This is a genomic window from Epilithonimonas sp. UC225_85, from assembly GCF_042695135.1.
In the GTDB taxonomy this organism is placed as follows: domain Bacteria; phylum Bacteroidota; class Bacteroidia; order Flavobacteriales; family Weeksellaceae; genus Epilithonimonas.
On record NZ_CP170547.1, the window covers coordinates 134,666 to 157,547 of the forward strand.

Consider the following 22,882-nt stretch of genomic DNA (forward strand, 5'->3'; position numbering starts at 1 on the left):
AAATGATGTAAATTTATTACAGAAAAAATAATTAAAAAACTATCGTTATGACTTCTAAAACAACTTATTTAGGCGAATCTAAAATTGAATCTGTACACGAAGCTTCTGGCGACGTTTTCTCAACTTTTGTTCCATCCAATGATTTTACAGTAAGAGAACACTTTTCTCCAACTGATATATTCGCAACAGCATTGGCAGAAAGTGCATTTGCTTCTCTTGTTGTTTTGGGAAAAGACAGACATGTTGATATCACAGGAGCAACGTGCGAATTGAAAAAAACAATGTATTTTGAACCAAGAAGAATTGGCGAAATTTTCGCAGTGTTCAAGTTTCCTCATTCCTATACTGCGGAAGAACAAGAATTTATCGAACATACTGTAAAAAACAGTCCTGTCTATCTAAGCTTACATCCGGATATCAAGAAAATACTTCTTTTCGAATATAAAGACTAAAATAAAAATCCTGCTAATTGCAGGATTTTTTTATAACATACCAAGCTCAAACTTGGCTTCTTCACTCATCATTTCTTTGGTCCAGGTTGGTTCAAAGGTGAGTTCTATTTTAGCAGATTTCACGCCTTCTACACCTCGTACCTTATCCTCAACTTCTACGGGCAGAGTTTCTGCAACCGGACAATTTGGAGACGTTAAAGTCATTGTTACCAAAACATCCGCCTCTTCGGAGATCTGAACGTCATAAACCAATCCTAATTCGTAAATATCAACAGGGATTTCTGGGTCATAAACGGTTTTGAGTTCTTTGATTATTTCTTCGCCAATATCTGCAATTTGATCGTCTGTCAGTTTCATTTTAATCTAATCTTTTTAATAAATCTTCCTGTCGCATCCGCCGGAAAATGTTTGCCAAAGTTAATACATCTTTTTCACAATAATGAATGATTCTGTCTATATCACCGTCCTTGTAGTATATATCGGCAACCATACTTCCGTCGATATCATCCTTTGGGGTAGGAATTCCGAAGATATGAGCCAGTAATTCCAGAGAAACATAACTTTTCCAGTCTCCGAATTTCCAAAGTTCCATCGTATCAATATGCGGAATTTCCCACGGTTTTTTTCCAAACATTTGAAATGGCATCGGCGGTTGGATTCCATGAACCAGTAGTCTTCTGGCGATGTAAGGAAAATCAAATTCTTTCCCATTATGAGCGCAAAGGATGACATTATTCAATCGAGGACTGTTGAATAATTCACAGAAAGAAAGTAACAGGTCTTTCTCCTCTCCAGAAAATGTTTTGATCTTCAGCAACCCGGAATTGTTATCAATCATTCCAATAGAAATACAAATGATCATCCCAAATTCTGCCATGATTCCTGCGCGTTGTCCGTAGAAATCAGAAGCTTCAATTTCTTCTTTTCTCTGGGATTTGGTTTTTTTATCCCAAAGATATTGGGTTGTGGGATCCAAGTTATTCCATCTGTCAATTTGAGGAACAGTTTCGATATCCAGAAAAAGTACGTTTTCTATAGGAATTTTGTGAATCATCTATGTTTGTTTTTTTAAATATAATAAAAAAAACCCAACATTACTGTCGGGTTCATATTTTTTGTTTTTAAAATTAATTAAAATGGATATTCGTAAATCTCTGATTCGTGGAAGAATGGATTTCCAGTTGGCATTAACTTCAGTTTTGATAAAGCTGTCATTACCACAAAAACAAAAATACCTACTACGAAAACGAATGCGCCTAATACTAAAAACAGCATCGGAAGATTATTCCAGTAAGGACCAACAGTTCCCGGCATTACCATATTAAAGTAATCTACAGCGTGACCAAATATTACCAGACAAGCCATAAATGTCACCACTTTGTAATTTCTCTTGATGCTGCTGCTTACTAAAACCAATAATGGTGCAAGGAAGTTAATGACAAGCATCGGCAAGAATGTAGGTTTGTAATATTCGAACCTTCCAAAGAAATAATTAATCTCTTCCGGTACGTTTGCATACCAATACAACATAAACTGACAGAACCATAAGTAACTCCACAACATGCTGGTTGCAAATAAGAACTTACCAAGATCGTGAAGGTGATTATTATTGAATTGAGGATAAACACCCTTTTTCTTAATATAAACACTTACCAAAATGATACAAGCAACAGCAGTTGATAAACAGCTAACCATCGAATACCAAATATAAAGTGTAGAATACCAATGCGGATCAATAGACATCAACCAATCCCAAGCCCAGGCTGCAGATGCAAACCCGAAGAATGCGATATAGCCTACATTCCAGCTATACAGACTAGCATATATTTTTCTGTTTCCTTTGTTCTCATCTACTTTTTTAGAAAGACTTTTCAATTTCCATACAAAGAAAGAAGCTCCAATAGTATAAATTAAAGTCCTTACAGCATAGAAAGGGATATTAAGGAATTTTGATTTTTCATATAATATCACATCAAATTCAGGTGAAGTTGGATCGGTAAGATTTGGATCCATCCAATGGAATAAGTGTCCCTGATGTGTGATATTCAGAATCGTAAGAATAATTAAAAGTGCACCTCCATAAGGAATATATGAAGCCACAGCTTCCATTACTCTTGTCACAATAATAGACCAACCAGCGTGAGCCGCATGCTGAATACTGTAAAAGAACAGCGCACAACAGCTGATTCCAAAAAAGAATACTGCAAATGTATGAACTGCTGCCAAAGGCTGATTGTGAATCTGATGTTTTGCGTGCTCCAAATGAGCATCTTGATCCTGTGGACCAACTAACTCGCTGGAGTGAGAAGGCGCTTCGTGACCTTTTGAATGAACAGACTCCATCCAATGAGAAATTGTAGCATCATCCAAACCATGGTTAAGAGCATAACCAATCCCGAATAAAACAACTCCTACAACAATGAGTATGATAGAATACAATTTTAATTTAGGTGAAAAACTATACATTTTTTTCTTTTTTTATTTAGCATTGGTTTTAGCTTCCGGTGCAGTTGCAGTAGAAGTTTTTTCTGTCGTAGCAGTTGGTGCTGGTGTAGCGGCAGTTGTTACACTTTTAGCAAGACTTGGCGCTTTGAATGTATTATAAACATATAAAGCGACTCTCCATCTATCTCCTACATTAAGCTGTCCTGCGTAAGATCCCATCGCATTTCTACCATTCGTCAAAACATAATGAATAGATCCGATCGTAATATCTCTATCTGCATATACAGGAACTCCTGAATAAGCACCGCTTTTTACAATTGGTCCTTGTCCGTCACCTCCTGTTCCGTGACAAGCAGAACAAGTATGATCAAAAAGGATTTTTCCTCTTGCCAGATCTTTTTCGAGGTTTTCTGCTTTCAAAGGAGAAGTCGTAATTAATTTTGAAGCATCATAACCAGCGTTATATTCATCTACATTTTTCGGCAGAGTTTCTTCACTTACGATTCCATCTTTATTTTGTGAAACAGTGCCTTCTACAGGAGAAAGTCCTGTTGCACCATTATGTGCTACAAAAGCAGGTATTTCATTTTCGTGATCAGAATAAGCATCTTTAGCCTTCATCAAAGGATCATAAGCTACTGGAAAATACATATCCGGAAAATATACCAAAGGTGGATTATCTTTTGGTCCACCGCAAGAATTCAGTAAAACAGTAGTTAAACCAAAGATCGCCGTAATTTTTAATATACTATTCTTCATCTTAAGCATCTTTAACTGTTATTTCTTCAACACCTGTATCAATCAACAGTTGTTTTATAGTTTCAACATCATCAGAAACAAACTCCATCATAAATTTGTCATCCGTAGTTCTCGGATCCGGATTCTGAGGTTTTGCGCCCGGATACATTTTGTTTCTTACAAGAAAAGTAAGAGACATCAAGTGAGCCGAACAGAAGACCATCAATTCGAACATTGGATCAATGAATGCCGGAAAATTGTGTATCCAGTCAAATGATGGCTTACCACCAATATTCTGAGGCCAGTCGTGGTTCATAATCCAGGCGGTCAAAGTAATACCAATTGTAACTCCGTAACAAGCATAGATAAATGCCGCATCAGAAATTCTGGTTTTCTTTAATCCAAGTGCTTTATCAAGTCCGTGAACAGGAAATGGCGTATAAACTTCGTTTATGCTGATTCCTTTATCTGTAAAGGCTTTTACGCCGTGCAACAAATCATCATCGTCGCCGTAAAGTCCGTATATAATTTTAGTGGTGCTCATCTCCTTCTTTTGCTTTATAAGTTTCACCGGAAATTTTCAAAATACTCTTCAATTCTGCCTGTGCGATTACAGGGAATGTTCTTGCATACAATAAGAATAATACTGAGAAGAAACCAATTGTTCCAAGATATACCCCAACGTCAATGATCGTCGGTTTGAACATTGTCCAAGATGATGGTAAATAATCTCTTGACAAGTTGATTACGATAATATCAAAACGCTCAAACCACATTCCGATATTAATGATCAATGCAATGATGAATGTCCAGAAGATATTAGTTCTAACTTTTTTGAACCAGAATGCTGCCGGAACAACCAAATTACAAATAATCAATGCCCAGAATGCCCACCAGTAAGGTCCAGTTGCTGCACCCGGAGAAAGATAAGTAAAATCTTCAAATCTTGATCCGGAATACCAACCTATAAAATACTCAGTTGCGTACGCTACAGTTACCATTCCACCCGTTACTACGATTACGATATTCATAATTTCGATATGATACATTGTAATGTAATCTTCTAAGTGACAAACTTTTCTTGCAACCAACAATAGTGTCTGTACCATTGCAAATCCTGAGAAGATTGCTCCAGCAACGAAATATGGTGGGTAGATAGTCGAGTGCCATCCTTTGATTACCGATGTAGCAAAGTCAAATGATACCGTCGTGTGTACCGAGAATACAAGTGGCGTTGCCAAACCTGCTAGAACCAAAGATAACTCTTCGAATCTCTGCCAGTGTTTTGCTTTTCCACCCCAACCGAATGCTAGTAGCGTATAAATTTTCTTATTGAAAGGAGTCTTAGCTCTATCTCTGATCATTGCAAAGTCAGGAATTAATCCCATAAACCAGAATACTACTGATACTGAGAAATAAGTCGAAATCGCAAATACGTCCCAAAGTAATGGCGAGTTGAAGTTGACCCAAAGAGAACCAAATTGGTTTGGCAAAGGGAAAACCCAATATCCAACCCAGACTCTACCCATGTGAATTACCGGGAAGATCGCCGCCTGGCAAACTGCGAAGATCGTCATCGCTTCTGCAGAACGGTTTACAGACATTCTCCATCTTTGTCTAAATAATAATAGTACGGCAGAGATCAATGTTCCTGCGTGACCAATACCTACCCACCAAACGAAATTGGTAATATCCCAACCCCAGTTAATGGTTCTGTTTAGTCCCCAGGCACCGATACCGGTTCCGATGGTGTATGCAATACAACCAAATCCGTAAACAAACAGAATTAAAGCTGCATACAATGATGCCCACCATAACTTCCCTGCGCGTTCTTCGATAGGTCTTGCGATATCCTCTGTGATATCGTGATAAGTCTTGTGACCAATAATTAAAGGTTCCCTTATCGGAGCTTCGTAATGTCCTGACATTTTTTACCTATTTATTATTTAAACTTTCTTTTCTGTTTCTGATTTTTGTATGATAGAAAACGTTTGGTTTTGTACCAATCTCTTCTAACAACACGTATTTTCTATTGCTATTGAATAAGCTGCGAACTTCTGAAGCCACATCATTCATATCTCCAAATTTCAAAGATCCTGTAGAACAAGCTTTAGAACAAGCCGTCTGGAACTCTCCGTCAACTACCTTTCTTCCATCTTTTTTAGCCTCAAGAATTGTTGTCTGAGTCATTTGGATACACATAGAACATTTTTCCATTACCCCTCTTGTTCTTGTAACAACATCCGGGTTGAGAACCATTCTACCTAAGTCATTATTCATATTGAAGTCAAACTTGTCATTCAATGCATAATTGAACCAGTTGAATCTTCTTACTTTGTAAGGACAGTTGTTCGCACAATATCTTGTACCGATACATCTGTTATAAGCCATTTGGTTTTGACCTTGTTTACCGTGAGATGTTGCAGCAACAGGACAAACAGTTTCACAAGGAGCATGGTTACAATGCTGACACATCACCGGCTGGAAGATCACATCCGGATTATCCGCAGGGTGGTTCAAAATACCTTCTGAGAAAGGACCACCATAAAGTTGAGGCGCATTAAGACCTCTGTCAATTTGCTCTTTTGTTTCTATTTTCTCGATTGCAGAATAGTAACGGTCAATTCTTAACCAGTACATATCTCTTGACATTCTGATCTCTTCTTTACCCACAACTGCAACGTTGTTTTCTGCCTGACAAGCCACAACACAAGCGCCACAACCAGTACAAGAGTTAAGATCAACTGACAAATTGAAGTGAGGACCATCTGTATCATCATAAGAATCCCAAAGATCCACTTTTCCTAATGGAAGCTCTCCTCCAATTGTATGCATTGCCAATGGAGCGTTCCAGTCATCTACAGGTTTGTTAATAAAATCTTCCAAAGAAACTTCTTTAGCGATCTCATAACGACCCATCAATGTATTTTGAAGCTGCATTCCTGCAAACTCATAATCTTCTCCTGTTTTTTCAATTTTTACATTGGTAAGAACTGTATTATAACCATCAAATAACGGATAAGCGTTTACACCTGCATTAGCAACTTTCCCTGAATCTTTCTTACCATATCCTAGAGCAAGACCCAAAGATCCTTCTGCTTGTCCGGGCTGGATAAAAACAGGAACATCTTTCAATGTAACACCGTTTACAGTTAAACTAACAAGGTCACCATCCAATTGCATTCTTGCATTAAGGCTATTTTCAAGACCTAATTTTTCTGCATCTTTTGGAGAAATTGTCAAGTAATTATCCCAGGATAATCTGGAGATAGGATCCGGAAGTTCCATCAACCAAGGGTTGTTAGACTGCGTTCCGTCACCAATTGCTGGTTTTGTATAAAGTTGTAATTCTAATTGAGCAGGTTTGAAAGCTGATAATTCAGCGACAGCCTGAGCTGCGTTTCCACCTGTGTAAGCCAATCCTGTAGAAAGACCACCAGTCGTGAAACCGTTATATAAAGTCTTATTGAAAGTTTTCCCTTCATTAAGCGTTAAAGCGTTTGCTTTAAGATATTCGTAGTAATTGTTAGCCGGGCTGTTTTTTCCATTGATCCACAACAATAGAGATTCTTCAACTTGTCTTGATGTAAAGATTTTTTGGATCGTTGGCTGCATCAATGAGTATGCACCAGTTTCCGGCGTGATATCTCCCCAGGATTCTAACCAGTGTGTAGCAGGAATAACTGCTTTGGAAGCTTTATAAATATCATTCTTTTTATCTGTAATTGCTACAGAATAAGGAACTTTTGATAAAGCTGCCTTTAGAGATTCTCCTTTTGCGTGGGAATAGATTGGATTAACATTATTGGAGATTAGAACTCCAACCTGTCCGCCATTCAACCAAGATAAAAACTCAGTGAATCTTGCGTTATCGTATTCTTTAAGGAAGTTAGCTTTACCAGTGAAAGCCTTAGATCCCAGTTTTTGATTAATTAAATGAGCCAGAACATAAGCTGCTTTAGATCCATCAGCAAAAACAACAGCATTGCTGCCTTTTGCCTGAAGTTCTTTTACGATTTCGGAAGCTGTTTTATCAGCCGTTCCACCGTTCAATCCATTATAAACTTCTACCAAAGTTTTGAAAACAGCACTTGGTTTCAATCTGTATCTAGAATCGGCGTTAGCTCCGGTCAAACTCAAGTTAGACTCAACCTGAATGTGTCTCAACATTTCCGGACCTGGCTTTCTTGCCGCAGCATAAGAAACTTCTAAACTTGACGCATTAAAATCTCCTAAGAAATCTGCCTGAAAAGAAACGACCAATTGAGAACTGCTAAGATCATAAACCGGTAATGCTCTTTGTCCGAAAACTTCCTGAGCTGCGTCTAATGCTGCAGCGTAAGGAATCGCATCATAAGTGATAAGTTCAGCAGAAGGATATTTTGCTTTGAAATCTCCAAATAATTTTTTGAAAGTCGGGCTTGGGAAAGAGTGTGATAACACAACGATCTTTTTACCATTAGCCTGAGACTCTGCCAAACCTTTTAAAACAAAATCATCAATTTTATTGAAATCAGTTTGCTCATCTCCATTCAAAGCCGGCAATTTCACTTTATCATTATCATAAAGAGAAAGTACACTTGCCTGAGCTCTCGCATTAGTCTTACCTAATGTTCCAGCGGTTGGATTAGGCTCAATTTTAATTGGACGCCCTTCTCTGGTTTTAACTAAAACACTAGCGAAATCGAACCCGTCAAAATATGAAGATGCATAATAGTTGGGAATCCCCGGAATAATATCATGCGGTTTTACCACATAAGGGATTGTTTTAAGAACCGGAGCCTCACAAGCTGCTAATGTAACAGCAGCTGTAGAAAATCCTAATATCTTAAGAAAGTCTCTACGAGAAGTTCCTGAATTACCAGCATCTTCCAAGAATTCATCTACCGGAATCTCATTCTGAAACTCTTTCAGCGCCAACTTCCCGTTAAGGGTTGGATCTTTTAGTTCGTGAATACTTCTGAATTGTATTTTATTTGAAGCCATTTATACTTCTAATTTTTGTTATTAATAATGACATTTACCACACTCAAGACCTCCAATTGCATCTACAGTGATCTTACTTCCTTCACCATATTGTTTTTTCAACTTATCATGCAGATTTTTGAAGTATTCTTTATTGTAACCGTTATTCATATCTACTTCTGTAGTTCTGTGACATTCTATACACCATCCCATTGTGAAGTTGTTTGCCATTTGAACGACGTTCATTGTATCAATTTTTCCGTGACAAGCTTTACAAACCACATCAATCTTGTTCGCCGCATCTTTCTGTTTCGCATTAAATGAATTGATGATCGCCTGCTCACCTGCTACAACGTGCTGAGCGTGATTGAAGTAAACAAAATCAGGCATATTGTGAATCCTAGTCCATTCTACAGGTTCGGTTTTACCGGTATAAGCCTGCTTATCCTCATCCCATCCAACATGCTGATAGATCTTTTTGATCTCTCCTGTATAGAACTCTCTGTCTTTACCAGGCTCCAGATATTTTCCTTTGTATTCAGAAATAGAGCGGTGACAGTTCATACAAACGTTAAGAGAAGGAATCTCGGACACTTTACCATATTTTGCACTTGAGTGACAAAGCTGACAGTCGATTTTATTCTCGCCTGCGTGGATCTTATGAGAGAAATAAATTGGCTGCTCCGGAGCGTATCCTTTGTAAACACCAATCCACATCAACCAGTTCCAGATGCCATAAACGGCAAATAGTGCTAGTAATCCTACAAGACCTTTTCCTACATAGCTGTATTTTTCATACAATGCGGAGAAAGAAGTAACTCTGGTAGAATTAAGTTCTGATAATTCTGGTGATTGCTGTAATTTTACCAGCTGACGAATTTTTATCAATAGCCAAACCAACAAACCAGCAATGGCAATAAGTGCTGCAATTACTATTTTAGAATTCAGTTGCTGGGCTTTTTCAGCTTCAATAGATGCTGTATCGTTAGCTGCAGCTCCGTCTGCTTTTGCATCTGCTGCAGGCTCTTCTTTTGGAGGATCAGTTGTGTAAGCTAAGATATCATCAATATCCGTATCTGAAAGCTTCCCTTCGAATACCTGCATCGCAACTTTTCCATTTTCTTCATAGATTTTGTTTGCATATGCATCGCCAGAAGCTCTAAGCTTTTCATTATTGGTGATCCATTTATGAAGCCAGTCGGTGTCTTGACCATCTTTTTTGACTTTTTCAACAACACCGCCAAGTGCAGGCCCTACAACTTTTTTGTCCAAAGCGTGACAAGCGGTACAGTTCGCCTTAAACAGCTCCTGTCCTTTTTTCGGATCGCCTTGTGCATAAACGGAAGCGCCGGTTGACAACAATAAACTAATTGCTATCAGACCCTTTTTGTAATGCTTTCTCCAACTAATCATTTATATAATCTTGGGTTAGTAAATTCTATTGACTGTTACATTCAATTCCGCAAAAATAGCACTTTAACAAAAATTAAGACGACCTTATCGGATGCTTTTTATCAAATCCAATTAATTTGTAATTGTTCTAAATAACAGGGTTTGCGTTTCATTCAATTTATTTTAAATTTGCTGAAAATAAATATTAAATGAACAATCTGCTTAAGCTTTTCATAATAGCGACTGTGTTTTCTTTTTACCAAATTGATGCTCAATACATTGTGAAGAAAGACACCATCTCGGGAACTGAGCTTTCCTTCTCTTTGGATGAACGTATTAATGATGCTTTGGAAAAGGTAGAAGGCAATTGCAGCCGTTCTTCTGACAGTTCAGTCAAAGCGCCGCCAAAAATTTTAGTAGCCAACAGGGAGCTTACAAATGCTGAGATCTGCAGAAAAAATCCGAAAATTATGGGATTCAAAATTCAGGTTGTGGTGGTAAAAAGCAATGAAGAAGCTACAAAAATCAGTACAGAATTCAGAAATAACTTTAGAAATCTGAAAGTTGAAAAAGATGCATCGCTCAGACCAAATTATAAAATCCTCGCAGGAAGTTATTTCTCAAAACAGAGTGCAGCCGACGATCTGAAAAACATTAAGAAGGTCTATCCGTCTGCAACGGTAATTCCTTACGCCGTCTTTTGTGTTGAAGCTAAATAATAAAAAACGCCGCTAATTGCGGCGTTTTTTATTTGTAGTAAGTTTCCAGAAATTGATAGAACTCCGTCAATCTGTAAAAATTATTGAAGCCCAGATAAACTGTCAATATCATTAAAGTTCCATACAAGAAAGTTAATGGCATTTTTTTGTCTTTGAAACTGAAAAACAGCCAGCCAAACAACAACGGATAAACAAAAATAAAATGGCCGCCGTAGATGTAAGAGGTGTGCAGACCAAATTTCAGTACGCAATGAATCAGAATATCAACGAAAAAAGAAATAACCAAGATCCAAACCAGCCTATTTTTGTAATTCCTGAAAATGCTCCAGATGAGCATTAATAAAATTACTCCTATGAAAATATAAGGAATAATGGACGAATAAACATCCATAAACAAAGCTTTGTAATAAAAGGTTTTGTCTTTGTTATGATAATCTCTGATCTCATAATTCGAGAACAAAATATTGCCACCGAAAAACCAGGAACAGATCATATCCCAAAGCGGCGTTACTTTCGGAGTCGAGAATTTATCATACTGTTCTTCGGTTTTGGTAAAGAAATTCTGAATATTAAAATCGAGTCTCAACAAAAATAAAAAGATGAAAATGCCGGCAGAAACCGCTACTTTCGAAACTGCAATTCCAATTTTTTTCCAGTTCCAGAAGATCTTCTTTTCAAAAAGAAATGGAATGTAAACTTTCACAATATTTGTGATCGTCAAACCGCCGATAAAAACAGAACCAAAAATTGTTGCTCCAAACGAAACTGTCTTTTCATCCTGAATTTGCTTCGCCGAATAATAATTAAATATCGATAAGAAAAGTAAAGTATAAGTGTAGGTTTCCGGCGTGAAAGACAACAGAATATTGGTCACAAATAAGCCATAAAAAAACAGAATTAACAAACTGATTTTCAGTGGAAGTCTAATGATATTATGAAGATATTTGAATATCTGAACATTCGCTAAACTAATAATTAAAGTTGACAACAATGCCAAAACCAAACGGAAAGTTGAGTTGTAATGATTACCGGAAATCAGCAAAGCAAAATTTCGGATTTGATCAAAGAAATAATTGGACAAGGGATGTCTCTCGAAACCGCCACCAGTTTGAATAATTGCCCTGTTATCAAAACTAAAATAAGCATCCCACGGAATTCTGTCGTCATAAATTATGCTGAAATTCTCCGCAATAAACCACGCATTTGCGCCGTAAAGAATCGCAAAAAAAAGGAAAATAAAACCTTCTGTTTTGGTAGAAGGGAAAATGATTTTCAGGAAAGATAAAATTTTGTTCAATAGTTTCAAAACTCAAATATTTCTGCAAAAATAAAGAAACTTTATATCAAAAACTTTGTAGAACTAAGAAAAACAATTTATCACTTCGATTAAGGATTAAATACCATATCGAGAATGTCAATTATTTGTTTTGATACAATTTCTTTCCTGCATCGATCCAAATAATTTATCCGAGCCTGGCTAAACTTAAAAAAAATCACTCCTATTAAGAACTACAAGACAATTGGCTGCTTCCAGTCTGATTATCGTACTTTGAAGGTCTTTTTTGATTGAATTCCGGAAAAAGGTTTTCGTAAGGATTCTCCAAAGCTTTTTTCAGTTTGAAGAACATCTCGTAATTCCCGTTTTCCGCATCCTGGATCGCTTCAAACAAGAGATAATTTCTGAGGATGAATTTCGGATTTGTCTTTGACATTAATTCTAAAGACTCAGTTTCCGAGATATTGTTTTTACCTTTTCTTGCCTGATATTTTTCGATGAAATCTGATATTTTTTTTAATTCATTCTGACTTAAAATTCGATAAAAACAATCTTTGAAATCGTCGGTTTGAATTTCAACAATCGGTTTTTCGAGTTGTTGGAAAAATAAGGTATAATCCAAATTCAGATCCTGCATCAACTGCTGCCATTCTGTGAAAAATTTTTCATCTTCTTTTAAAACCTCATCAAAACCAAATTTCTCCGCAAGCATTTTATCATGTTTTACCCAAAACTGCTTTCCAAAATCATCGAGAATTTTCTCTAAAACTTCCTGATCATTAATCAAAGGAAAAATCGCATTAGCAAAAGCCGCCAGATTCCAATGTGAGATCTGACCTTGCTTGCCGAATGCATATCTTCTTCCGGGCAGATCGGTTGTATTGGGGGTGAATTCCAGATCATAGCCATCCATCATAGAAAAGGGTCCATAATCGATTGTCAAACCAAGGACAGACATATTATCGGTGTTCATAACGCCGTGAACAAACCCGACACGATACCAATCAATAATCATTTTAAGAGTTCTGTCGCAAACAGCCTGAAACCAATCAATATATTTTGTTGGATTATTGTGTGCGGAAACTTCCGGAAAGAAATTTTCAATTGCATAATCTGCCAATTGTTTGAGAAGATCATTCTGTTTTCTTGCCGATAACAATTCAAAATGTCCTAAACGAAGAAAAGATTCGGCCGTTCTTACCACAACCGCACCCGGCTCCTTTTGCGGATTCCCGGAATACTGGATATCGCGGATCACATCTTCACCCGTTTTGGAAAGACTCAGAGCTCTGGTTGTAGGAACTCCCAGATGAAACATTGCTTCGCTCATCAGATATTCCCGGATTGATGATCTTAAGACTGCTCTTCCATCTGCATTTCTGGAATAAGGTGTTGCGCCGGCTCCTTTCCACTGTATTTCGGTTTGTTTATTATTACTTAGAATTTCTCCGGCATAGATTGCTCTTCCGTCGCCCAATTGTCCTGCCCAATTCCCAAACTGATGTCCTGCGTAAGCTGTTGCGTAGGTTTTTACATTTTCTGGGAGATTCTGCGCAGCAAGAAAATCTTTGTCATTCTCTAAATTGCCTAAACCTATTTCCTGTGATAATTTTTCATTAAAATCGATCAATTCTGTATTGGAAAAACCGGCAGGTTTTACAGTGCAAAACATCACGTCAGGCGTTTGTCTCTGCATTGTGTTTCCGGAAAAATCTCCCGGGAATAGTGACGTGAATTTTTGAGTAATGAGGTTGAGTTTCATCTGTATAAAAAACCCACATCCTAAATGTGGGTTATATTTTTATTTGTTAAAATCTGTATCTTCTTCGGAATTTAGCGTTTCGTTAGAATGATCTTCTTTTTTCACGGGTTTGTCCGGAACGATCTGCGTTGGATTTTTGAGTTCGTCTATTGACTGTAATCCGCCTTCATCACCATATCCGTTTCTTAGATTATTAAGATCGGAACAGCTTCCTGTCCAGTTGGCTGGTTTTATGAATTTGTCATCCATAAGGATATTCAAAGCTTTGTCAGCAAATACTTTCTTCATAAATAACGCCCAGATCGGCAGACCCATTTTTGCACCCTGCCCTTCTCCTGTACTATAGAAGTGGGTTGCTCTGTCTTCCCATCCTACCCAGACTCCGGTTGCCAGTTTTGGAACGATTCCCATAAACCAACCGTCGGAATTATTCTGTGTAGTTCCTGTTTTACCTGCAATCTCTGTAGTCACCGGGATTCCCTGTCTTCTAAGTTCGCCGGAGGCGGTCCCGAATTCTGCTACACCTTTCATCAGATCGATCATTGTGTAGGCGTACATCTCGTTCATCACTTCTTTTACAACAGGCTTCACTTCTTTGATGACGCGGCCGTTTGCATCTTCAATTCTCCAGATCATTTCCGGTTTGGTGTAATTTCCGAAGTTAGCAAATGTACTATATGCACCCAACATTTCGTAAATTGTAATATCTGAAGTTCCCAATGCCATTGGCAAACTGGTAGAAATATCTGTTGTCACACCAAGATCTCTTGCGGTCTGGATAACGTTCTGAGTTCCTGACATCTCTGCCAAACGCAGCGCCACAGGGTTTTGGGATTGTGCTAATGCGTTTTTAAGCGTCAGCATTCCACCTCTACCGGGAACATGGTAAGTTCCTTTATTAAAACTTGCGTTTGAGACAGTAGAACACGGTGTCATCCCAAGATGCATAATTGCTGTTGCGTACACAAAAGGTTTGAAGGTAGATCCTACCTGACGTTTCCCCTGCTTCACGTGATCATATTGAAAATGCTGCCAGTTGATACCACCAACCCAGGCTTTTATATCACCCGTTGCAGGTTCCATAGACATCAATCCCGCCTGTGCAATCTGCTTGTGATAGCGTATAGAATCCCAAGGTGACATCTCTACTTCTTCTTCTCCCTGCCATGTAAATCTAGACATTTTCACGGGTTTATGGAAGTCCATCATAATAGAATCCTCGGACATCCCTTCAGCTTTCAGTTGTTTATATCTGCCTGTTCTTCTTACGGAAGACATCATCAGTTTGTTAATATCTGTTTTCGACAAATAATAATAAGGACGGTTTGGATTACGTCTCATTTCATTGTCAAAATTTCTTTGAAGATTGGTCAGATGTTCCTTAATTGCCTCTTCTGCATAATGCTGCATTCTGGAATCTAAAGTCACGTAGATCTTCAACCCGTTTTTGTAAAGATTAAGCTCTTTTCCTGTTTCTTTCTCGTAGGTGTCAAGATATTGCTGGATTTCTTTTCTCAGATAGAATTTATAATAAGAAGAAAATCCATCCTCCACAGTTTTGATCTCGTGAAAATCAACAACTATCGGAGTGTTTACTGCTTTTTCATAAGTTGCATTATCGATGTAACCTGTGTCCAGCATTTGCTTCAGAACTACATCTCTACGGACTTTTGCTCTTTCAGGATTTCTGTAAGGATTATTTCTTCTCGGCGCTTCCAGCATTGCTACAAATGTGGCAGCTTCAGGCAAAGTCAACTGACTTGTTGTTTTATTAAAATATACTCTGGATGCCATCTCAATACCTTTTGCATTGAAAAGAAAATCCATTTTGTTGAAGTACAAAGCAACGATTTCTTCCTTAGTATATCGTTTTTCCAGACTGACAGCAACGCACCATTCTTTCAACTTTTGAAAAGCTCTTTCAATTTTATTTTGAGAAGCATTGCCTGTGAATAATAATTTTGCAAGCTGCTGAGTGATCGTGGATCCACCACCTCTTTCTCCTCCAAATCTGATTGCTCTTAAAATAGACTTCAGATCGATGCCAGAGTGTTCCTTGAAACGCTCATCTTCTTTTGCCTGCAAAGCGTAGACAAGGAATGGCGGCAACTGTTTGTAAGTTACCGGCTTGGTCTTTTCTTTTTCAAATTTTCCCAAAAGAACATTGTCTGAAGAATAGATTTCTGATGCTACATAAATATCCGGATTTTCCAACTCTTTTACATCAGGCATATCTCCCACAAATCCCTGAGCAACAGCAAAAAATGTCGCAGAAATCCCTAATACGACGGCAAAAAATCCAATCCAGATAATCTTGATCCATTTTTTGATGCCGGATCTGTCTTTTTTCTTGTTTGGCAGAGGAAAAGTTTTATGTTCAGTTTTCTTATTTTCCATTAATAAATTATGGCTTTAAGTTTTGAATTTTAATTCCTATATCTTCTATTCCCGGTAATACATTTCTTCTCATTGCATGCACAACTTTGACAGAATAACTACCGTTTTGCGGAAATTTATAATTTAATTTATACTGAAAAAGAATTTCTTTAGTATCTCCGAATCCTGTCCCGATCCATTCGCCATTCGGTTTTGCTAATACAAAATTGAGCGTATCGGTAGAGATATTCTTTTTGTTGTGTTCGATTTTTGCAATCAGCCTAAGATTACTATATGGATAATCGTTATTATTCCGAACTACAAATATCAGATTTTTCTGATTCTGAGCATCTTTCACTTCAAAATCAAATGTTTGGGCATCATTTTTTTTCCAATGATTTTCTATATCATTCACCAAAATTTTCTCGTCTCCGTTTTGGCACGAACTCAAAGATAAAAACAGGATAAAAACAACTATTGATCTAAGCATTACCTTCATTTTTCGGCGGAAATTTCTTTTTCGGTTTTTTGAACGGTTTTTTTTGCGTTTTATTTTCCGAAGACTGATTCTCTGTCGACTGAACTTGTGGAACAACTGTTTTATTTTCTACAGGTTTCTGCTCATTGGAACGAGGTCTGTTATCAGCTTGTTTTGGATTTCTATTTTCAGGTTGTCTCGCAGGCCTGTCGGACTGTTTTGCAGCTTTGTTATCAGATTGTTTCGGGTTTCTGTCTCTGTTATTATTCGGTCTTGGTTTTCTGTTTTTCTTTTCAAAACGGTCAACGCTGTTTTCCTGAATCAGATCAGAAGTTATCATACGGTTCTCAACCACTTTGAGATCTTCCAGAGCCTGTGATTTCTCGCCTTTTTTATTAATGGCAATCATCTTTTGAACTTCGTAGATATCAATGTCGTACCATGTCATAGAATTTTCTACATAAGCAAACCACATTTTCTTTTTAAAAACGTCTATCTTGATGCAGAATGCTCTCCCTTTTTCTGTATTGAGAACCGTGCTGGATGAAGGGAAATCTCTCAACACATCCAGATAAGTGTCTAGTTCATAGTTGAGACAACACTTCAGTTTGCCGCATTGCCCAGCCAATTTCTGAGGATTGATGCTCAACTGCTGATATCTCGCCGCATTGGTATTCACCGATCTGAAATCCGTAAGCCAGGTAGAACAGCAAAGTTCTCTACCGCAGGATCCGATACCACCAACTTTTGCAGACTCCTGACGGAAGCCTATTTGCTTCATATCGATCTTCGTTCTGAAAGCGGAGGCGTATTCTTTGATCAGCACCCGGAAATCTATTCGGTTGTCCGCTGTGTAATAGAATGTTACCTTGGATCCATCACCTTGATATTCTACATCTGTGATTTTCATCTCAAGCTTTAGTCCGTAAGCAATTTTACGGGCATCTACTTTGATGGCATTTTCCTTATTTCTAAGGTCTTGCCAGGTTTCAATATCCTTTTGATTCGCAAGGCGATAGACCTTTTGTATGCTGTCTTCGTGCACGTTTTTTTTCTTCATCTGGATTTTTACCAGCTCTCCTGAAAGACTTACTACACCTATATCGTGACCCGGACTGGATTCTACAGCAATGATACTTCCTATATGTAAAGGCAGGTTGTTGACGTTTCTATAATATAATTTACGTTCGTTTTTGAAACGAACTTCCACATATTCTGAGCTTTTTGAACCCGATGGATTAACATCAGAAAGCCAGTCAAAAACACTTAATTTATAACTATTGCCACATGTATCTACACTACTGCACCCACTGGCACTCTTCGTACCGCAAGAGTGGGAAGAATCGCCGGATGTTTTGCATCCACAACTCATATTTTATTTTTTTTATGTCTGATTGCAAAGTTAATATAAATTTTATTTAAGCTTGATGAATATATTTTTTAAAAACGCATTTTTGTTAATTTTTAGTTAATATAGGATTAATATTAGCAATTTATCATATAAAGCTATATAATATTACGATATATTCAAAAGAAAATTAGTCATTTTACTATGGTTTACATTATATTGTTTAAAATTAAACATCGATTTAATTTTTCTAAAATACATATCTAAATACATAATAAACAGTCACTTAATATAAATAATTAATTAAACAATTATTCTAAGAATAGCAATGTTTAACATTTTTTATGTTTTTTTATAATTGTTATTAAAATAATTATAAATTTGGAACATTAATAATAACTATATGAAAAGAATTTTAATGACCATGGCTTTAACAGCCGGAGTAATGGCATACGCAGGAGGATTCCGAGTATCTCTTCAAGGCGTTAAGCAGTTAGCGATGGCTCATACCAGCGCTCACGCAGAGGATGCAAGTGTTGCGTTCTTCAACCCTGCGGGTATTTCTTTTATCCCTGCAAAACTAAGTGTAGCTGCGGGAGGTTTTGGAATTTCAAACAAAATTACTTTCCAGAACACAAGCACTCTACAGCAGACTCAAACAGATAATCCAATTGGAACTCCAGTCTATGCAGCAATTGCGTACAAAGTAATGGATCAACTTTCTGTAGGGTTTAGTTTTTCAACACCTTTTGGTAGCACAATAGAATGGCCAACAAATTGGGAAGGTGCGGAAATGGTAGAAAAATTAGAACTTAAAAGCTACTTCTTCCAACCAATGATCTCTGTGAAATTGGCACCTTGGGCATCTTTTGGAGCCAGTTATATCTATGCAAGAGGAAAAGTGGACTGGACAAAAAGAGTAACACAATTAGGCGGATCTCTTAATCTTTTAGATGACGAAGCTACAGGTCACGGTTTTGGTTTTGGATTCTATTTCCAGCCGGACAGCCAGTGGGATGTGAGTGTCGCATACCGCTCTCCTGTTGATATGAAAGCTGAAAATGGAAAAGCGACGTTTAATATTTCTCCAGCGTTATATCCTAATATTGGACTGGCAGCAACTGGTGGTGTTGACAACTTCAAAGCGACTCTGCCTTTGGTAGATGAAATCACTTTGGGTGCTACATATAAAGTGACACCAAAATGGTTGGTTTCTGCAGATTTCAACTATCACGGCTGGGAGAGATATAATAAACTGACTTTGGATTTTGCCAATGCTCCTGTTGGGAATCAGGCATCTGATCCTACAATTTTGGTAGCTCCTAAAAACTTTAAAAATACGAAAAGTATACGTGTTGGAACGCAATATATGGTTACAGATATGATTGCAGCAAGAGCCGGATGGTACTATGATGAGTCTCCATATTCTGATGAAAACTTCATTCCGGAAACACCTTCTTTTAACAATTATGTATTGACTGCAGGTATTGGACTTAAATTTAACAAATTAGGCGTAGATCTTTCCGGAGCTTATGCAATGCCAGAAAGCAGAAAAGTAAACAATGTTTATAACAGTTTTTACGGACAAGCAAAGGCAGATGTATTTTACTTTGGTTTAGGATTATCTTACAATGCATTTTAAAAATTAGAATTAATAATTATGAAAAAGATATTTTTATCAGGTATAGCGGCTTCTCTTTTATTTGTGGTAAGCTGTCAAACAGAATTCGATAATGATACGGAAGATGTTGCTGTAACGTCGGGAAATGCGAATTTTTCAAAGTATGTTGCGTTAGGTAACTCTTTGACATCCGGATACAGAGATGGTGCATTATACTCCAGCGGACAAGCAGAATCTTATCCCTTGATGCTTGCAACTCAAATGAAACTTGCAGGTGGTGGAGAATTTACACAACCCATGATGCCAAATGATGTTGGTGGTTTTATAGGAATCCCTGGATTTGGAGGAAAATACACACTGAAAGTCGTATCCGGAGCAATATCTCCAGTCCAATCCGATGCTGCGGCTGCTTTGGACATCATCGGAGGAGCAGGGAAATACTTCAATAATATGGGTGTTCCCGGAGCAAAATCTTTCCACCTTGTCACCCCGGGCTATGGAAGCGCGGCAAACTTAGCAGCAGGCAAAGCCAATCCATATTTTGTAAGATTTGCAACTTCTGCTTCAACAACAGTTCTTGCAGATGCGATGGCACAAAAACCAACCTTCTTTTCTCTCTGGATTGGCGCAAACGACGTATTGAGTTATGCGACAAGTGGAGGAAGTGGTGTGGATCAAACAGGAAATACAAATCCGGCAACTTATGGATCTAACGATATTTCTGATCCGAATGTGGTAGCAGCTTCCATAAAAGGAGTTCTTGATGGATTAAAATCAGTAGGTACAACTCAAGGAGCGATTTCTAACATTCCTTATGTATCTTCTGTTCCTTATTTCACAACCGTTCCTTATAATCCTTTAACGCCGGCAGCTTTAGGTGCAAACCTTGCAGCATTGAATTCAGGTTTATATGGCCCTCTTAAACAAGCTTTAACAGCTTTTGGTGCAGGAACCAGAATTAACTTATTATCTTCTACTTCTGCAAATCCTGTATTAATTAAGGATACTTCGCTTACGAATTTATCTGCTCAGCTGACTGCTGCTTTGACTCCTTCCTTAGGTGCTGCTACAGCTGCTGCATTTGGACAAATTTATGGTCAGGCAAGACAGGCAACTTCTGAAGACTTCGTATTGCTACCTGCAAGTTCAATCATTGCCAAAACAAATCCAAGTGCACCTGCTTCTATAAATGTATATGGTGTATCTTATCCATTAGATAACCAATATGTTTTGACAAAAACAGAATCAGCTTTGGTTACAGCTGCAACAGACGCATATAACGCTTCTATTACAAGTCTGGCATCTTCATACGGTTTGGCTTTGGTAGATTCAAAAGCAAAAATGATGGAACTTAATTCCACTTCCGGAATTCAATGGGATGGTGTAAAATACACCTCGAAATTTGTAACAGGTGGCACGTTCTCTCTTGATGGCGTTCACCCACTAGGACGTGGATATGCAATTATTGCCAACGAATATCTGAAAGCAATCAACTTGAAATATAGATCTAATCTTCCTATGGTAAATCCAAATTCCTACACTGGAGTTATGTTTCCTTAGTTAAGATTAATAAATCAATAAAAAAGCCGTCTCATTCTTATACGAGACGGCTTTTTTATTTGAAATTAATATTATTTCTGATATATAAAATTTTGATTATTTTTACAGTATGCTTTCAAAAAGAGTCAAATACGCAATCAAAACTTTGCTTTTCCTGAACAGGAAGGACAATTCCTCATTATTCTCTGCTAAAAAAATATCGGAGAACGAACGTATTCCTCTCAAATTTCTGGAACAGATCCTTCGCGAACTCAAGCAAAACAAAATTCTTAAAAGCGAAAGAGGAGCAGAAGGTGGTTATACATTCATGAAAGATCCGGCCGACATCAAAGTTCTGGATGTGATCAGAATCGTAGACGGACCTGTTGCAATGTTGCCTTGTGCATCTCTTAATTTTTATGAAAAATGTGCCGACTGCACAGATGAAGCCACTTGCAGCATTAGAAAATTACTGATCAATGTCCGTGACAATATGTTGCCAATTTTGGACACAAGTATTGCCGATATGACAAAATCTGAAACTTTACCTATATAAATGTTCACCGACGAATATTTTATGAAAATGGCCTTTCAGGAAGCCGGATTAGCCTTAGAAAAAGATGAAGTTCCCGTTGGATGTGTCGTTGTTTCCAACAACAGAGTCATTGCAAAATCACATAATCTTACCGAAACTCTGAATGATGTGACGGCTCACGCAGAAATGCAGGCCATCACTTCGGCCGCCAATTACCTCGGTGGGAAGTATCTTCAGAATTGTACGTTATATGTGACTTTGGAGCCTTGTATTATGTGCGCTGGTGCGCTCAACTGGTCACAGATTACTAAAGTCGTGATTGGAGCAAGAGATGAGCAAAGAGGTTTTATTAATAAAAACTTATCGCTCCATCCAAAAACAGAAGTCGTAACTGGAATTCTGGAAAACGAATGCTCCCAGATTGTGAAAGATTTTTTTAAAAATAAGAGATAGTTACAGATCCTTGCCTAAAAAATAAAGTCCTTTTAATGTGTGAAGTCTGTCGCCGATGTTGATTTTATCAGTCAATGGTTTATAAACATGGCTCACACCGCCGGTTGCTATTACGAAACAATCATCATTCACCTCATCATTAATTCTGTCGATAAAACCTTCCACCATCCCGAGATAACCGTAAACCATTCCGCTTTGCATACATGTAACAGTGTCCAACCCTAAAACAGTTTTCGGTTTCACCAGTTCGATTTCCGGAAGCTGAGCCGTATCGTGAATCAGACTATTAAGTGACGTAATAATTCCGGGGGCGATGATAACGCCTAACGTTTCGCCATTCTCATCAATGCAACTAGCTGTAAGAGCCGTTCCGAAATCGATAATGATTTTCTTCTTTCCAGAATAGAGATTGTGCGCTGCAACAAGATTGGCGTAGATATCAGTTCCCATCTGTTTGGACTTCGGAATGACATCAGAAGGTGTATTTCTGTCGACGATGATGGGAAGTTTATTATGGATCTTCTTGATCCCGCTGCTCACCACTTTCGTTAATTGGGGAACTACTGAACCGATGATGATTTTATCAATATTCTGAGGGTCAATTTTATAGGTCTGATACAACATCAGGATCTGAACATACAGTTCGTCCGTTGTTTTGTACGGTTTTGTATTGATGACCCACGAGATGTCACAATTGTCATCATCAAACAATCCAAAACGGATATTCGTGTTTCCTATATTGATTACGATAGAATTCATAAATTTTGTATTAAGCATTAAGTA

Annotated in this window: 20 protein-coding genes; 6 read left to right on the forward strand and 14 right to left on the reverse strand. The window is 37.8% G+C overall.

All coding sequences use genetic code 11. The features are described from left to right. The first annotated feature begins 47 nt into the window (after positions 1–47). A complete protein-coding gene (locus tag ACFJGY_RS00715) occupies positions 48–452 on the forward strand; it encodes an OsmC family protein (RefSeq protein WP_379966813.1) in 405 nt (134 codons plus the stop codon). 30 nt (positions 453–482) lie between these two features. Here ACFJGY_RS00715 and ACFJGY_RS00720 read toward each other — a convergent pair whose 3' ends face one another. From ACFJGY_RS00720 to ACFJGY_RS00755, 8 genes are all read right to left on the reverse strand, one after another. Beyond that, positions 483–809: an SUF system Fe-S cluster assembly protein gene (locus tag ACFJGY_RS00720; RefSeq protein ID WP_379966816.1), complete on the reverse strand. Its 327-nt coding sequence runs from the start codon at positions 807–809 to the stop codon at positions 483–485. A gap of 1 nt (position 810) precedes the next feature. After that, entirely contained in the window at positions 811–1,506 is a 696-nt protein-coding gene (locus ACFJGY_RS00725; RefSeq protein WP_379966819.1) for a 3'-5' exonuclease, read from the reverse strand. Positions 1,507–1,583: 77 nt separating this feature from the next. Next, on the reverse strand, positions 1,584–2,918 hold the full coding sequence (locus tag ACFJGY_RS00730; protein ID WP_379966822.1) for a quinol:cytochrome C oxidoreductase: 1,335 nt from the start codon (positions 2,916–2,918) through the stop codon (positions 1,584–1,586). 12 nt (positions 2,919–2,930) lie between these two features. Continuing rightward, entirely contained in the window at positions 2,931–3,665 is a 735-nt protein-coding gene (locus ACFJGY_RS00735) for a c-type cytochrome (RefSeq protein WP_379966825.1), read from the reverse strand. Further along, on the reverse strand, positions 3,658–4,179 hold the full coding sequence (locus tag ACFJGY_RS00740; protein ID WP_379966828.1) for a DUF3341 domain-containing protein: 522 nt from the start codon (positions 4,177–4,179) through the stop codon (positions 3,658–3,660). Before ACFJGY_RS00740 ends, ACFJGY_RS00735 begins: the two co-directional genes overlap by 8 nt. Further along, positions 4,166–5,563, reverse strand: coding sequence for an NrfD/PsrC family molybdoenzyme membrane anchor subunit (nrfD, locus tag ACFJGY_RS00745; RefSeq protein WP_034973937.1), 1,398 nt, complete (start codon positions 5,561–5,563; stop codon positions 4,166–4,168). Before nrfD ends, ACFJGY_RS00740 begins: the two co-directional genes overlap by 14 nt. A gap of 7 nt (positions 5,564–5,570) precedes the next feature. Next, positions 5,571–8,621, reverse strand: coding sequence for a TAT-variant-translocated molybdopterin oxidoreductase (locus ACFJGY_RS00750; RefSeq protein ID WP_379966832.1), 3,051 nt, complete (start codon positions 8,619–8,621; stop codon positions 5,571–5,573). Positions 8,622–8,642: 21 nt separating this feature from the next. Then, the gene (locus ACFJGY_RS00755) at positions 8,643–10,013 is read right to left on the reverse strand and encodes a c-type cytochrome (protein ID WP_379966835.1); all 1,371 of its coding nucleotides are present in this window, start codon (positions 10,011–10,013) and stop codon (positions 8,643–8,645) included. 188 nt (positions 10,014–10,201) lie between these two features. Here ACFJGY_RS00755 and ACFJGY_RS00760 point away from each other — a divergent pair, with 188 nt between their 5' ends. Beyond that, positions 10,202–10,711: an SPOR domain-containing protein gene (locus ACFJGY_RS00760; RefSeq protein ID WP_379966838.1), complete on the forward strand. Its 510-nt coding sequence runs from the start codon at positions 10,202–10,204 to the stop codon at positions 10,709–10,711. A 28-nt stretch (positions 10,712–10,739) separates the two neighbouring features. Here the strand turns inward: ACFJGY_RS00760 and ACFJGY_RS00765 are convergent, their stop codons facing one another. The 5 genes from ACFJGY_RS00765 to ricT form a co-directional block, all read right to left on the reverse strand. After that, a complete protein-coding gene (locus ACFJGY_RS00765) occupies positions 10,740–12,008 on the reverse strand; it encodes a DUF6080 domain-containing protein (protein ID WP_379966841.1) in 1,269 nt (422 codons plus the stop codon). A gap of 205 nt (positions 12,009–12,213) precedes the next feature. Beyond that, a complete protein-coding gene (locus ACFJGY_RS00770; RefSeq protein ID WP_379966844.1) occupies positions 12,214–13,749 on the reverse strand; it encodes a YdiU family protein in 1,536 nt (511 codons plus the stop codon). A 39-nt stretch (positions 13,750–13,788) separates the two neighbouring features. Beyond that, complete coding sequence (locus ACFJGY_RS00775; protein ID WP_379966847.1) at positions 13,789–16,146, reverse strand: penicillin-binding protein 1A; 2,358 nt, start codon at positions 16,144–16,146, stop codon at positions 13,789–13,791. A gap of 7 nt (positions 16,147–16,153) precedes the next feature. Then, positions 16,154–16,615, reverse strand: a complete 462-nt coding sequence (locus ACFJGY_RS00780) for a gliding motility lipoprotein GldH (RefSeq protein WP_379966850.1) — start codon at positions 16,613–16,615, stop codon at positions 16,154–16,156. Beyond that, entirely contained in the window at positions 16,608–17,975 is a 1,368-nt protein-coding gene (ricT, locus tag ACFJGY_RS00785) for a regulatory iron-sulfur-containing complex subunit RicT (protein ID WP_379966853.1), read from the reverse strand. The genes ACFJGY_RS00780 and ricT overlap by 8 nt, the downstream gene beginning before the upstream one ends. Positions 17,976–18,354: 379 nt before the next feature. On the opposite strand from ricT, the gene ACFJGY_RS00790 reads away from it, so the two are divergent. The 4 genes from ACFJGY_RS00790 (at position 18,355) to ACFJGY_RS00805 (ending at position 22,099) form a co-directional block, all read left to right on the forward strand. Then, positions 18,355–19,593 carry an OmpP1/FadL family transporter gene (locus ACFJGY_RS00790; protein ID WP_379966856.1) on the forward strand — a complete coding sequence of 413 codons (1,239 nt, stop codon included), beginning with the start codon at positions 18,355–18,357 and terminating at the stop codon, positions 19,591–19,593. An 18-nt stretch (positions 19,594–19,611) separates the two neighbouring features. After that, positions 19,612–21,132, forward strand: a complete 1,521-nt coding sequence (locus ACFJGY_RS00795) for a G-D-S-L family lipolytic protein (RefSeq protein ID WP_379966859.1) — start codon at positions 19,612–19,614, stop codon at positions 21,130–21,132. Positions 21,133–21,241: 109 nt separating this feature from the next. Next, positions 21,242–21,667, forward strand: a complete 426-nt coding sequence (locus ACFJGY_RS00800) for an RrF2 family transcriptional regulator (protein ID WP_379966862.1) — start codon at positions 21,242–21,244, stop codon at positions 21,665–21,667. Beyond that, positions 21,668–22,099 (forward strand): nucleoside deaminase, encoded by a 432-nt coding sequence (locus ACFJGY_RS00805; RefSeq protein ID WP_379966865.1) that lies wholly within the window; start codon positions 21,668–21,670, stop codon positions 22,097–22,099. Here the strand turns inward: ACFJGY_RS00805 and ACFJGY_RS00810 are convergent, their stop codons facing one another. Next, positions 22,100–22,858 carry a type III pantothenate kinase gene (locus tag ACFJGY_RS00810; RefSeq protein WP_379966868.1) on the reverse strand — a complete coding sequence of 253 codons (759 nt, stop codon included), beginning with the start codon at positions 22,856–22,858 and terminating at the stop codon, positions 22,100–22,102. Positions 22,859–22,882 lie beyond the last annotated feature (24 nt).